We start from the raw sequence: 14,370 nt of genomic DNA on the forward strand, positions 1-14,370 counted from the left end.
ACATGAAAATAGGTTTGGATGCCAGGGCCGCTATTTGGTACCGGGGTACAGGTATTGGCACATATACGTACCAGCTGGTCAAAAACCTATATGCAATTGATAAAGCGAATCAATATCGTTTTTTTTTGCCGAGTGACATATCCGATAAACTTAATCATACGAAAGAAAAAGTGTTTCAAAGTATTGACTTTAACAAGGATAGTTTTTGGGAAGAAATTTGCATTCCTCCCCAAATTGGACAAGAAAAGGTGGATATATATCATGTGCCTCAAAATGGAATCGGGCTGCCGAGAGCAAAACGGTGCCTTTATATATCTACTGTTCATGATTTAATTCCATATATTTATCCTGAAACAACCAGTTCAGGATATCTTAAAATATTTCTAAATGAGTTGCACCGGGTAATGGAACAATCTGATATGATTCTTACTGTGTCGCATTACTCAAAACAAGAAATAAAACGTTTTTTTAATCTTCCTGACGAAAAAATTCGGGTTATTTACGGAGCCGCTGAAGACATTTATAAACCCATTGAAAAGCATAAAGCAAAAAAGTTTATCAAACAAAAATACGGCATTAACTCTCCTTATCTTTTGTATGTCGGAGGTCTTTCATATCGAAAAAATGTTAAAGCACTAATTTTAGCTTTTTGGGACATTCAAAAAGACATTAATGAAGATTATAAGCTTGTGATAGTAGGTAAAAGGAATCGGAGCTTTAATCATTTGGTAAAGATAACTGAAACTCTAAATCTGCAAGATCGAGTTATCTTTACTGGTTTGGTTCCAGTGCTTCACCTTCCATTTTTATATAATGCAGCTGAATTATTTGTTTACCCTTCCTTGTATGAAGGATTTGGTTTGCCGCCTCTGGAAGCAATGGCTTGCGGTACACCTGTAATTACTTCAAACACTTCATCTATTCCTGAAGTTACTGGTGATGCAGGAGTGTTGATAAACCCATACGATGAGTTAAGCTTAGCTACATCCATTGAAAAACTCATAAATAATCAGAATCAATTAGTCCAAATGAGTAAAGAAGGTTTGAAGCAAGCCAGAAATTATTCTTGGGCGAGCAGTGCACAACAAACACTGGAGGTGTATGAAAAGCTTTACAAGACAAATCATATGATAAGCCAGCATTAGGATGTAATTTGTAAAAATATCCTGTCCAATCAAGGCAGGATATTTTTTAAATGCCCTTATACAAAAGAACTACGACCACAGCACAATTGAAGCGAGAATGGCCCAATTAAAGTAAGAGTTGATAAGGAATTCAAATAAAATGATGAAGGCTATGATGACAAATCATTGCCTTTTTTTGTTTATCTGCCCTAAGCCACTAAAGCTTGTTTTTATATAAAAATGGTGTACCAAAGCTCTAGGCGTGGGTTTGTTTTGTGCCATTTTGATTGATGCTACGTTTATCCGGATCATTGGCCTACTCGCACTCATGAAGCTGTTGAGGCCAGCTAATTGGTGGGCTCCAAATGGTTAGGAAAAGGATCCTAAAAAATTAGGCTGGTGCCAATCGGGTTTACCAAATTGAATCAGCCTGATTGATTTTATTTGTAAAAGTTGTTCAGCTTTTTTTCGTGTAAGAAATCCACAAGTTCATTGCTATCTCGCCTAAATGGAATATGTTTTCCTAACCATTAACCATAGATTGGGAAAAGTTGGCAGGTATAGCGAAATCGATTAGAAGTCGTCCAGTTTTACTGTAAAAATATAAATACCACAAAATGCTGCAAGATCCAGTTGAACTTGTGATTCCTGAGTATTTATTCGCCGTAACAAAAATACAAAAGTTAATACTTCCGTTCTATAACTTTAGTTTAAATATTTTTTAAAGAGTATGAGCCTATGTTTTGGATTTTTAATGATTAACCGGCGTCGGTATTATTAGCGTCCCCGTTTGATTTCATCAAAATAAAATGAGCGTTTGACACCATTTTTATAATTTTTCATAAGCTATGCAATAGGAAATAGTAGTTGCACCTTTTGGATATAGCTTACACCAATCAATATAGGATTGTTGAAAAGCTAATTTTATGGCATTTGAGAACAGTATTCTAGTCACGGTTTAACACTTAATTCACTGTTTAGGATATACAAAAGTAATGTTATAAAAGAATAATTTTCCAACTATTTCTTAAATATTCAACTGAATGTAAAAATATTGTTATTCCTTAATATAATAAACCACATCCGAATAACTGTTCTGTTAGGAGGGAAAATGGAAATTCGATTTTTTAAAGTAAGTGAAACGAATGAATTACAGCAAGGAATCAATGATATCTGGGGAAAAAATCATATTTTGGTTAGAGAAGAAAAGTTATTAAAGTATATGTTTTTTGAGAATCCGTCTAAAAATAAATTTATAGATGATAATCATTATAGTTTTCTAGGTGCATGGAAAAATGGTCGCTTAATTGCCATTTTAGGGATTATGCCATTCAATCTGAATATTCAGGGACGAAAAGAAGTTGGATGTAGTCTTGCAAACTGGGCTGTGTTGCAAGAGAACAGAAATTCCGGTGCAGGATTAGCTCTGATGCAGGAAGTACAAAAGTTTCAACCTAGTGTTATCCTCGCTTTAGGAATTAACGAAAATGTAGCACTGCTGTATAAGATGATGGGATGGAAGGTGTTATATGAGACACCACGTTGGATTGGAATTTTAAACAAAGAAAAAACAATAGATAAAATGCTAGGTGGAGATCATGGCCTATTAAGATATTGGAAGGAAGTAAAAGCGGTACAGACTAATTCTAATTATATAGTCAATGAAGTAAATGACTTAGAAAAAGAGAAGTGGGATAAATTTTATTGGGAATATTTCGCAAAACAGTCGGCAGGGTTCACAAGGGACTATTCATTCATTAAATGGAGATATTTATTACATCCATATTTTAAATATAAGGTCCTTTTGTGTATAGATGCTGACGGCAATTATAAAGGTCTTGCCATAATTAGGATAGAGAATGTTTTAAACGGTGAATCAATAGGGAGAATTGTTGAATTTATTTCATCGGATCAGGATAGCGCTATATCTTTAGCCAATTCCTTAATTAACATAGATAAAGACATGCTTTTTTTCGACTTTTTTTGCTTTTCGTCTATAAGTACTTGGGGGCTGGAGGCAGTCGGATTTAAGAGAACACTAAAAAGTCTTACAGATAATCTTGTTGTCCCTCTAAGATTTCAACCACTTGACTTAGAAGTAACAAATTTAATGGCTTCAATGTATGTAACGCCGAAGTTATTAAAAGAATATAACATTATTAAAGATAATCTTTGGTATGTCACAAAAGGAGATGCAGACCAGGACCGTCCCAACTAATTAATTGATCAGAGGGTGAAAAAGTGAAAGATATAGCAGTAATGTATCACTATGTGCGAAACCGTGATGGATGGAATGGTATTCATCCTTTAGAGCCTGAAAAATTTAAGACTCAGATAGAGATATTAAGTAAATATTTTGAAATAGTTGGACCTGATGATTTAGATAAAAAAGGTTCCAAACCTAAATGTGTTTTAACGTTTGACGACGCAACAAAAGATCAGTCTACCATTGCGTTCGATATTTTAAAGCGTAAAGGGCTACCTGCTTATTTTACGGTAATGTCAGGACCCTATGTAAAAGGGAAAATACCAGTATTCCATTTAGTTCACACGGTTTTGTCAACTTATTCCGAAGAAGAAATTTGGACTGAAATAAATAAGGAATTCGATCTGAAAGATATAGATAAATTGAGTTCTACCGTTTATCACTATGAAGTGGATTTACTTCGAAGATATATAAAATACACATTAAATTATGTATTAAGTGAAAATCAAAGTCTGGAATTTTTAGAAAATAGGGTAATTTCAAACTTCGGAAGTAAAAAAAATTTCATAGAACAATTTTATATATCAAATGAAGAATTTATCAAGATGAAAGAAGCTGGCATGACGATAGGGGTACATTGTGTGGATCACAGACCATATTCAGGAAATGCTTTACATTTTTATAAGAACGAAATTGAACCATGTGCTAATTTCATAAAAGAAAATATAGGAATCGACCCTAAATGGTATACTCCGGCATTTGGCGGTGGGGAACAATATAAAACGATGATTGAAAAATTAGAGCCAATATTAAAAGATCATGGTTATAAAGGAGGGTTTTTAACTATTTCTGGACTGAACAACGGATTATCAAAGTTTTGGTTGAAAAGATTTGATTGTATTAATCTCCCACCTCTGAGCAACCTTATTCTAACAGATTAATATTAAAAATATCTTCGTCAATGTTTACAATTAATAAAAAGAATAGAGCAAGAAAGGATGATCCCTATGTCAGAAAAATGGCTTTACTTACCGGTAGAGATCCTTACCAGGGAGTTAGATGGAAAATTACTTCTCGCCTATTATGCAGTGAAACAAAATTATAACGTAATTATCGGAAAAAAACGTAAAATGTGGAGATACTTGAGTTCTTTTCCAAAAGGCATACTTATGTCCAAAGGAGACCCAAAATTAAAAAAGGAGTTATTTAAAGCTAAAGAGTTGGGCCACGCTGTTGTTGAATTGGATGAAGAAGGATTAATTTTTAATGAAGACACATATTTAAGGCGTAGAATGAATGAGAAATATTTCAAGATAGTTAATCAAATATATTGTTGGGGAAATGTACAAAAGGATGTGATAGAAAAAGCATATGGCCATCACGAAAAAATACATTTAACAGGTCACCCTCGTTTTGATTTAACAAAAAAAAAATTTCGCACTATTTACAATAAAGAAATACAAGAAATCAAGAGGAATTATGGAGATTTTATTTTAATCAATACAAGGTTTGCAAGATACAACCGCAAAAAAGATGGCTTTGACAATGAAAATCAGGAAATGAAAAAACTTTATAACTACTTTATTCAAATGATTAAAGAACTAAGTCAAATAAGGGCAGATCTAAATATCGTGGTACGTCCTCATCAACGTGAAAATTATAACAGCTACAAAGATGAACTGTCTAATTTTAAAAATGTATCAGTCCTTCATAGCGGTAGTGTTATAAAGTGGATAATAGCTTCAAAAATCGTTATACACAATGGCTGCACAACTGGAATTGAATCATTTTTACTTGACAAACCAGTTATTTCTTATATGCCGTTTGAATCAGAAGAAAATGATGAATATTTACCAAACGCAATTAGCTATAAAGCTACCTGCGTAGATGAAATAAATTCATTTATTGATGCTTATTTAACTGATGGGGAGATCGATGAAGCAAAAGATCAAAATAATTCCATACAAAAGGAAATTCTATCAAAGTATTACGCAGCCATTGATGAAAACTATGCATATGAAGAGATTATCAGATTATTAGATCAGATATTTGTAGAGAATGAGTCTTGTTTAGAAAGTTCATTTTTACAAAATATTGGTACTACGCAAATTTGGAAAACAAAGAAGGGAATTTCAGCTAGTAAAATAAATGCTTTTTTTGACAAAGTAAATGATATTGAAAAATTTGAGAATAAAAAAATATTTCATCAAATTGATAAAGATATTTTATTGATAAAACCAAATAATAATTAAAATATTTTTGTATTCAATGCAAAATTTTTCTAAAATAGTAAAGTGGCTCCCATTATCTGTTAGTACGGATTCAGATTAAATTTCCGAAATTGTGAGGAAGTATTCCGAGGTAGTTATTATGAAACGGCCTGATGAAATTACTGGTGATTTATTCAGTACTGAAGCTCCAAATTTATATGGAATAAAAACCTAGTTATTTTACGCTTTTGCCTGTGTTCCACTTCTCATTAGATGAATATATTGGAGTAATATAAAGGTTATATATTCGGAAGTTCTGGAAAGGAGTTTCTCATGTCAGAAAAATGGCTTTATTTGCCGATTGAAATCATAATAAGGGAGTTAGATGGGAAATTACTTCTAACCTATTATGCTGTAAAACAAAATTATAATGTAATTATTGCTAAACAACACAAGTTGTATCAAAACTCTGCATATTTACCAAAAGGGATCTTTGTGTCAAAAGGTTATCCAAAAAATAAAAAAGGTCCTTTGTTTGAAGCGAAAAATTTGGGTCACGCTGTCGTTGAAATGGACGAGGAAGGATTAATTTTCAATGAAGAATTTTTTTTACGCCATAGAATAAATGAGGACTATTTTAACTTAGTCGATCAAATATATTGTTGGGGAAACCATCAAAGGAATTGTCTTGTTAAAGCGTACGGACATCCTGAAAAAGTTCACTTAACAGGACATCCCCGTTTCGATCTTGTAAAGGAAAAGTTTCGTGAAATATATAAAAGTGAAGCCGAAAGTATAAAAAAAGAGTTTGGCGATTTTGTTTTAATTAATACGAGATTTGGCCTTTACAATCATTCGAAAGGATTCAACCCAAAGCATAAATTTATAAAATCCCTTTATGAACATTTTATTGAAATGACAAAAGACTTAAGCCAAAATTATCCAAATTTAAATTTTGTTGTCCGACCCCATCCGCGCGAAACTTTTTCCAGTTATCAGCAAGAGTTTGAGAATTATAAGAATATATACGTAGTCCGTGAAGGAACTGTAGTGAAGTGGAGTTTAGCTTCTAAACTAGTTATTCACAATGGATGCACAACCGGAATCGAGACTTTTTTACTGAATCATCCGGTAATCTCATATATGCCAGTTACATTTGAGGAGCATATTGATGAATTCCTGGCAGATGCAGTTAGTTATCAGGCTAAGAATATGAATGAATTGAATTCTTATATCGATTCAATTTTGTCAAAAGGAAAAATCGAAATCAAGGAAGAAATGCGATTCATTAAAGAACGAAAAGAAATTCTATCTAACTACTATGCTGCTATGAACGATAATTATGCTTATGAAAATATCATACGTTTATTAGACAGTCTGGATGTCAACAGTAGGGACCCCTTGAAGGAATCGCTTTTACAAGTGTCCGATGCATCATCAAATGAAGAGGAAATATACAATGATTCTCTTTTTATCGAAAAACAAATAAAGAATTTTTTTCATAAATTGGATGAAATAGAAAAAAACGAAAACAAAATGATTATTCAAAAAATAGATCGAAACTTTTTTGTAATAAAACCCCAATAATTCAACTTAGGGATTTAATAAAGATACGGAGTGTAGAGCATGAGTGATTTATTTGAATATCCGTTGGATACCGGTTATTTACTCCGAAAGAAAAGGGCCATCAAAAAAGAGCTTCTTCAAAAAGGAATCTTTATACACAAAAAAGTAGCCATTCTAGGTGGTTCTACTACGTCAGAAATAAAGGATATGTTAGAGCTATTTTTGTTAAATGAAGGAATTAGACCTGACTTTTACGAGTCAAGTTTTAATAAATATTATGAGGATATTATGTTCAGTGATGAACTAAAGAAATTCAGCCCCGATATTATTTATATTCATACCACTTATAGGAACATCCTCAACCAGCCTGAAATCAATGACAATAATGATCAGATACAGAACAAGCTAAAAAAAGAGTTTGACTCCTTTAAATTTATGTGGGAAAAAGCAATTGCTGATCATAACTGTTTAATTATTCAAAATAACTTTGATTATCCTAGAAACAGAAGCTTAGGGAATTTGGATACAGCTCATATTAATGGATTCACTTATTTTATAACTAAACTAAATATAATGCTTTCAGAGTATGCCCAGATGAATACTAATGTTTTGATTAATGATATTAACTATTTATCTTCATGGGTTGGACTTGAACAATGGCATGATTTATCTTTTTGGTACAACTTTAAATATGCCCTTTCTTATCATGCCATACCGTATTTAGCTAAAAATATTTCCACAATCGTCAAATCTGCTTATGGTAAATCAAAAAAATGCTTAGTATTAGATCTTGATAATACCCTATGGGGGGGAGTTATCGGGGATGACGGTGTCGATCATATAAAAATTGGGAAAGAAACTGCCATTGCAGAGGCTTTTTCAGAGTTTCAAGCATATATTGAAAAATTGCATAAACAGGGAATCACTCTGGCGATCGCATCAAAAAATGATTACGAAAACGCTATTGCAGGATTATGTCACCCTGAAATGGTAATCAAACAAGAAAACATTTCAAATATAAAAGCCAACTGGGAACCTAAATTCTCAAACATTAATAAAATATCTGAAGAACTTAACATCGGAATCGACAGTCTTGTGTTTATCGATGATAATCCTGCAGAACGAGATATTGTAAAATCTCAATTACCGGATGTGTCTGTTCCTGACATTGGGCAGAATGTAGAAAAGTTTATTGATTTTATCGATAGAAATGGTTACTTTGAGCCAATCCGTATTTCTAAAGAGGATTTACAGCGAAACCACTTTTATGAATTAAATAAGAAGAGAGAAGAAATAAAGTCAAAATACAAGGATTACGGTGACTATTTAAAATCGTTAAATATGATTGCAGATATTAATTACTTTAAACCCATCTATTTAGAAAGGATTTCGCAATTAACCAATAAAACAAATCAATTTAATCTTACAACAAAAAGATATACCTTAACGGAAATTGAAGAAATAAGTAAATCTAAAAATAAAATTCCGCTTTATGGAAGGCTTAAGGATAAGTTCGGCGATAATGGCTTAATTACTGTAGTTATTGGTGATGTCAAAGGGAAAGAATTGCATATTGATTTGTGGCTCATGAGCTGCAGGGTTTTAAAAAGGGATATGGAAAAAGCAATGTTTGATGCAATAGTTGAGGAATGCATAAAAAAAGGGATTGAAAGAATTTATGGGTATTATTATAAAACACAAAAAAACAATATGGTAAAAGACCATTATCGAAACCTGGGCTTTAAAGCAGTTGAAGAATCTGATAGTCATGGCAAATGGATTATGGAAGTCAAAAAAGCAAATGAGAAGAAAAATAGTTTTATAGCAAGAGGGGAATATGAATGATTTTAGAAAAATTACAGCAAATATTTAGGGACGTTTTCGATGATGAGGCACTAATTATTAATGAACATACCACAAGTGACGATTTAAAAGCATGGGACTCTCTAGCTACAGTGAGCATGATCGTCGCTGTAAGTGATGAGTTTGATATTCAAATAAGTATGGATGAGATAGACAAATTTAAAAGTGTTAGTTCGATAGCAACTTTAATTCAGGACAAAATTGAAAAAGGAAAGTAGCTTGTTCCCTTAATACAAAAGCAGGAAGGGGAGGGCTTTCGGTTTCTTCTTATATTAACAGGTAAACTTTTTACTATATCCCTCTTCATGACACCCTATCGTTGTAACCAATATACAGCTGTTATCATAAGGTATGACAAAAGGCTTTACGATAGGGAGTTATAATAGTGAGAACACCATGGCTAAATAGACGTTTACCAATCAAAAACGGTCCTTTGATTCCATACAATGAACAAACCCATAATAATCAAAGGATTTACTTAGAAAATAAATTTTCTCGTTATATGGAGCAACAAGGAAAATTAATGGCTGGATTTACCGATGGATTAACAAAAGCAAATCAGGCATTTTACGATTTACAGCAAAAATCTCAAATTAGCCAAGACCAGCTAAAAAGGATACAACACTTTATAACAAATCAGAAGTCCTTAAATGCGGACACAGAGGAACACTTGAGAAAGGTGCAGCACTTTACAAGTCAACAAGGGTCTGTCAATTCACATACAATTAAGCAAATAGAATCCTTGAAACAGTTTAGAACCGAACAAGAAGTATTAAATGCTGACGCCTCTATTGAATTTTCCGACATAAAAGATTTTGTTGAGGATCAAAGAAGAAGAAATAAGGAAACATCTAAACAGTTAGATAACTTACAAGGGTTCACGGTAATGCATAATAATTTCAATAATCAAATATCTGAACAGTTAACCCAAGTATATGATCTCAACACCAAGCAACGAACAGAGTATGACAAAATTTCTGAACGACTAGCCGGCTTTGAAGAATTCACTTCAAAGCAGGAGACTTTTAATAACATTACAGCTGACCAAGTGGGTCAGCTATATGAGATGAATGCCAAGCAAAGAAAAACAAATGACACAGTGACCGAACACCTAACTAAAATTAATGAATTTGCTGCGAACCAAGATATTTTCAATAATGATATATCCCACGACGTGTCCGATTTGCATGATTTCAAAGACAAACAACAAAGACTGAATAACGAAACACTCGATCACTTAGCAAATCTATGTGACTTTACCGCAAGACAAGAACAATTTAATCATAATACGTCTGATGAAATAGCCGTACTAGTAGATTTTGCTAGGAAACAAAAAATCAATAATGGTGAAACGGCAGATCATTTGTTGAGAATTGATGAATTTGTTAAAGAACAAGAGTTGTTTAATAGTGATGCTTTACAGAAATTCACTCAATCGAAAAAATTCGATGATAAGCAAAACACATTAATTAACGAAATATTACAGGATATTGTCAAAATGGAGGAATTTTCAGAAAAACAGGGGAAACTTAATTTAGACACGTTACGGCAGTTAGATAGTTTAAAGGATTTCGTTTCCAATCAAGGGAGAGTCAATGAAGCTACAGTAAATCAATTAGCCAGTATCAAGGAACTCAGCAGTAAGCAAAGCAGATTTAATGATGATGTATTGAATCAATTAGATTCTTTGGCTCAATTTGCTTTTGAACAAGGAATAGTTAATTTGGAGTCAATTAATAAATTAACAGAATGGCTTAAGTTGTTAGATGATCCTGTAAGAGTAAGTGAAAATTCTTCTCTAAGCAATCTGGCAAAAAAATTAAAGTATATAGAGTCTGATCCAATTTCCTTTTTATCAAACTACGAGATTGAATAATACAGGGAAACACATTTACCTGTTTACAAATTATAAGTTTTAGAAAGGAGCCGAATAGCAAACGGCTCCTGTTTGATTTTTCTAGTTAAAGTATAATTCACACCTGCTAAAAAGTATGTTGTGAAAAGCAGCTAATACAAATAGAAAGGTGATCTGAGAACAATCTAATTTAGAAGAAACAAGAAGATCAAACGCAAATTCGTATAAATTAATAAAAGACAGCCAGGTGGCTGCCTTCGATTTACTTGCTAATAAATTGTTGTGTCCAGTAATGTCCGTAAGATCCGCCCTTGGCATAACCGACACCAATATGCGTGAAATTCCTGTTAAGTATATTCGCTTTATGTCCAGGGCTGTTCATCCATGCTGACATTGCAGCCTGCGGGGTTGTTTGGCCCGCCGCTATGTTTTCCCCTGCATAGCCGTAATTAATCCCGAAAGATTTCATCATTTGGAAGGGTGAGCCGTAAGTAGGGCTGTTGTGATCGAAATATCGCTTATCGCGCATATCTTCCGACTTAAAACGTGCTACTCTTGATAGCTCCCAGTCAGATTTCAACGCAGGAAGGCCAACTTTTGCACGTTCCTTGTTTACAAGAGTTACTACCTGCGCTTCAACCGATTGGCTTGCTATTGTCGGAATATTAACCGTTTGTCCAACTCTTATGTAATTTGGATTGCTTATTTGTGGATTTGCTTTAATTAGTTCTGATACTCCAACTTGATGCTTGGCTGCAATCTTCCAAAAAGTATCACCGCCAACAACGTTATATGTACCGGCTCCTAGTGCAGTTGTTGGAAGGAGCAAAGATAGAGCAAGTACTGTTGCCAGAATTCCCTTTTTCATTCTGATTCCTCCTCTGGTTTTATATGCAAGTCTATTATGCTATAAAAAAGAGAGTGGGTACACGACCAAATATAGGAATCTCAATTCTTATAAAAAGCTCATGAGAAAATTGGGTTAATCGAAAAATCATTTGGATAGCTGGAATACCATCACTAACAATTAAAAAAGAAACTTGTTCATGGGGGATGGGGGAAGCAAAATTATAAAGACGTACAAATGAAAAGCCCATACCAATCAGCATGGGCTTCTGCATTCAACTAAAAGTAGATTTCCGATGAATAACCATCTAAACTTCGACCTGTCCTCCAAATATAACGGTTATCAACCAGTGTTCCTTTTGTAATCCAAACAAATCGCTTTTTCTGATTGCCTGTTCTCAATACACGTGTCGAAGTCGCTGTCAAACTCATGTTTTCCAGTCCCTCCTTTTTGGTATTGATTTTCCATGCATTTTCTTCACTACTTGCAATGCCTTATTCAGGCCCTAACTCTGCGTCCAACGATTATTAACCAGAGTGCCTTTCGTTTGGGTCGCAAACCGTGAGATAGATTCACTCAATACAGTTCTTGAAGTCGCTGTTAAACCTTTCAATTTGACCAGTCCCTTCATATTGTATTGGCTTACATTCAATATATTCCCGATTTTTTGTAAATAAAACGATTATCATTTAAACAAATTTTAGATGATAATCCAATAAAATCCAAAACAATTTAATTTTCCTTTAAGGTTTTGATACAAAGGTATATAATGAATTCTAAAAATCTTGGTTTACTTTTACTATTACATATAGAAATTTTTCTGATGGGAGGAGATTGAATTGATTGATGTATTTGCTATCGGGGAAGATCTTCCTTTTGGCCTGCTGGTAGTTGATTCTAAAGGTAATATCCAATTTGGAAATAAATATAGCGAGAGCATTCTCAACGTTTCTACTATTAAAAAGAAATTAATACAAGATGTATTGCCTAACAGCAGTATTATAAAGGCCATAAAACTCGGGGAGTGCAAAATCACAATAGACGAACTTTCCATCACAAGTGATTCCATTCATATGTCTTTAATAAATATCCCTTTAGTTGATGGGAAGTATGGCGCCATTTTATTTTTTCCCTCGGATGTTTACCATGAACTGATAAGTAATTCTCCAAAAGTGCTTGAATTAAGTCAAGAACTGCAAGCCATTATGAATCTAAGTGGAGAATTAGTAACCATCACTGATGCCAAGGGGATTGTTTTGCGGGTCAATAATGCCTGCGAACAGATTTTGGGGATCAAAGAGCATGATTTCATTGGACGGACTGCTTTTACATTACAAAAGCAAGGTGTAATTGATGTGTCTTCCACAAAGGAAGTCATCGAGAAAAAGCGCAAGGTCACGATGAATCAAGTAACGAAATCCGGTCGCCGGTTACTAGTGGAGGGCCACCCGATCTTCAATGAAGATGGATCATTGAATAGAGTTATTAACATCTCAAAAGATGTTACTGAAGTTGAGAACTTGCAAAAAAAGCTGGAAGAGACAAAAAATGCATTGGATTACTACCAGCAAGAACTTAGGATGCTTCAGAAAAAAGACAATGAGATGATAGTTAAATCTAAGGCGATGGAAAAGGTTTATGAGCTGGCATGCAGGGTTGCCGATGTTGATGCCACGATATTTCTTCATGGAGAAACCGGTGTTGGAAAAGAAGTAATGGCTAGAACCATACATAATTTAAGTAATAGGAAAGATGCTCCATTCGTAAAGGTCAATTGCGGGGCAATTCCTGAAAGCATTATGGAATCAGAGCTTTTTGGTTATGCAAAAGGTACATTTACTGGTGCGAATAAAGATGGAAAAAAAGGATTGGCTCATGCAGCGCATCAAGGAACCTTGTTTTTAGATGAGATTGGAGAACTCCCACTTAATTTACAGTCAAAATTACTTCAACTGTTACAAGAAAAACAATTTACTCCGCTTGGAGAAACAAAACCCATTAAAGTAGACGTGCGGTTTATTGCTGCTACAAACCGTAACCTCGAAGAAATGGTGAAGGAAGGAAAGTTTCGAGAAGATTTATTCTATCGATTGTTTGTTTTACCAATAACTATTCCACCGTTATCTGAACGGAAAGAAGACATCCCATTTCTAGCAACCTACTTTTTAAAAGTATTTGCTGAAAAATACAATCATTATAAAACCTTAGACCAGGAAGTGATACAGTGTTTGACGGATCATGAATGGAAAGGGAATGTAAGAGAATTACAAAATACAATTGAAAGGCTGGTCCTAACCGTTCCGTCCCGTCATATCGAATTAATGCATCTTCCTGATAAACTCACAAAGGCTGTGGCACTAGTACAAGATGAAATAAAGGAAAATGTACACTTAAAAAAGGAAGTAGAACAATTTGAGAAAAAACTTCTCATGAAAGCTTTAGAATCCTCCTCTACAATGAAAGAAGCAAGTAAGAAATTAGGCGTAGATGCTTCTACGATTACCAGAAAAGTTAAAAAATACGGAATTAACGTTGCAAAATTGCAATTTCAATTGTAATCTTGCAATACATTTTGATAACGTTTACTTTAATAAATATTCTGAAATTACAGTATTTTAAAGTGAAATATAAATTGCAAAAATGCAATCCTGAAATGAATTAAAATACCATGTTCTTTAATATTTGGGTGTTTAATGAGT

General features: G+C 33.6%; 11 protein-coding genes. 9 read left to right on the forward strand and 2 right to left on the reverse strand.

Features of this window, described 5'->3' with window-relative positions; all coding sequences use genetic code 11:
• The first annotated feature begins 2 nt into the window (after nt 1–2).
• From CUU64_RS02450 to CUU64_RS02485, 8 genes are all read left to right on the forward strand, one after another.
• Nucleotides 3–1,145 (forward strand): glycosyltransferase family 4 protein, encoded by a 1,143-nt coding sequence (locus CUU64_RS02450; protein ID WP_101631692.1) that lies wholly within the window; start codon nt 3–5, stop codon nt 1,143–1,145.
• A gap of 1,090 nt (nt 1,146–2,235) precedes the next feature.
• Complete coding sequence (locus tag CUU64_RS02455) at nt 2,236–3,342, forward strand: GNAT family protein (protein ID WP_101631693.1); 1,107 nt, start codon at nt 2,236–2,238, stop codon at nt 3,340–3,342.
• Between the two features lie 23 nt (nt 3,343–3,365).
• Nucleotides 3,366–4,271 (forward strand): polysaccharide deacetylase family protein, encoded by a 906-nt coding sequence (locus CUU64_RS02460; protein ID WP_101631694.1) that lies wholly within the window; start codon nt 3,366–3,368, stop codon nt 4,269–4,271.
• Between the two features lie 66 nt (nt 4,272–4,337).
• Entirely contained in the window at nt 4,338–5,582 is a 1,245-nt protein-coding gene (locus CUU64_RS02465; RefSeq protein WP_257985379.1) for a surface carbohydrate biosynthesis protein, read from the forward strand.
• A 291-nt stretch (nt 5,583–5,873) separates the two neighbouring features.
• Nucleotides 5,874–7,127, forward strand: a complete 1,254-nt coding sequence (locus CUU64_RS02470) for a surface carbohydrate biosynthesis protein (protein WP_101631695.1) — start codon at nt 5,874–5,876, stop codon at nt 7,125–7,127.
• 39 nt (nt 7,128–7,166) lie between these two features.
• Nucleotides 7,167–8,951 (forward strand): HAD-IIIC family phosphatase, encoded by a 1,785-nt coding sequence (locus CUU64_RS02475; protein ID WP_101631696.1) that lies wholly within the window; start codon nt 7,167–7,169, stop codon nt 8,949–8,951.
• Complete coding sequence (locus tag CUU64_RS02480) at nt 8,948–9,187, forward strand: acyl carrier protein (RefSeq protein ID WP_101631697.1); 240 nt, start codon at nt 8,948–8,950, stop codon at nt 9,185–9,187. The genes CUU64_RS02475 and CUU64_RS02480 overlap by 4 nt, the downstream gene beginning before the upstream one ends.
• 167 nt (nt 9,188–9,354) lie before the next feature.
• Nucleotides 9,355–10,845 carry a hypothetical protein gene (locus tag CUU64_RS02485; RefSeq protein WP_101631698.1) on the forward strand — a complete coding sequence of 497 codons (1,491 nt, stop codon included), beginning with the start codon at nt 9,355–9,357 and terminating at the stop codon, nt 10,843–10,845.
• Between the two features lie 241 nt (nt 10,846–11,086).
• Here the strand turns inward: CUU64_RS02485 and CUU64_RS02490 are convergent, their stop codons facing one another.
• Together CUU64_RS02490 and CUU64_RS21815 are read right to left on the reverse strand one after the other, a co-directional pair.
• Nucleotides 11,087–11,692: a CAP domain-containing protein gene (locus CUU64_RS02490; protein WP_101631699.1), complete on the reverse strand. Its 606-nt coding sequence runs from the start codon at nt 11,690–11,692 to the stop codon at nt 11,087–11,089.
• Nucleotides 11,693–11,949: 257 nt separating this feature from the next.
• A complete protein-coding gene (locus tag CUU64_RS21815) occupies nt 11,950–12,102 on the reverse strand; it encodes a hypothetical protein (RefSeq protein ID WP_180954440.1) in 153 nt (50 codons plus the stop codon).
• A gap of 408 nt (nt 12,103–12,510) precedes the next feature.
• Between CUU64_RS21815 and CUU64_RS02495 the strand changes: the two genes are divergently transcribed.
• Nucleotides 12,511–14,229: a sigma-54 interaction domain-containing protein gene (locus CUU64_RS02495; RefSeq protein ID WP_101631700.1), complete on the forward strand. Its 1,719-nt coding sequence runs from the start codon at nt 12,511–12,513 to the stop codon at nt 14,227–14,229.
• Nucleotides 14,230–14,370: the final 141 nt, after the last annotated feature.

The organism is Bacillus sp. V5-8f, from assembly GCF_002863565.1.
In the GTDB taxonomy this organism is placed as follows: domain Bacteria; phylum Bacillota; class Bacilli; order Bacillales; family DSM-1321; genus Peribacillus.

Excerpts from the sequence above, each read along its gene's own strand:
- CUU64_RS02450 (WP_101631692.1), top strand. The coding sequence starts at position 3 with ATGAAAATAGGTTTGGATGCCAGGGCCGCTATTTGGTACCGGGGTACA.
- CUU64_RS02455 (WP_101631693.1), top strand. The coding sequence starts at position 2,236 with ATGGAAATTCGATTTTTTAAAGTAAGTGAAACGAATGAATTACAGCAA.
- CUU64_RS02465 (WP_257985379.1), top strand. The coding sequence starts at position 4,338 with ATGTCAGAAAAATGGCTTTACTTACCGGTAGAGATCCTTACCAGGGAG.
- CUU64_RS02470 (WP_101631695.1), top strand. The coding sequence starts at position 5,874 with ATGTCAGAAAAATGGCTTTATTTGCCGATTGAAATCATAATAAGGGAG.
- CUU64_RS02475 (WP_101631696.1), top strand. The coding sequence starts at position 7,167 with ATGAGTGATTTATTTGAATATCCGTTGGATACCGGTTATTTACTCCGA.
- CUU64_RS02480 (WP_101631697.1), top strand. The coding sequence starts at position 8,948 with ATGATTTTAGAAAAATTACAGCAAATATTTAGGGACGTTTTCGATGAT.
- CUU64_RS02490 (WP_101631699.1), bottom strand. The coding sequence starts at position 11,692 with ATGAAAAAGGGAATTCTGGCAACAGTACTTGCTCTATCTTTGCTCCTT.
- CUU64_RS21815 (WP_180954440.1), bottom strand. The coding sequence starts at position 12,102 with ATGAGTTTGACAGCGACTTCGACACGTGTATTGAGAACAGGCAATCAG.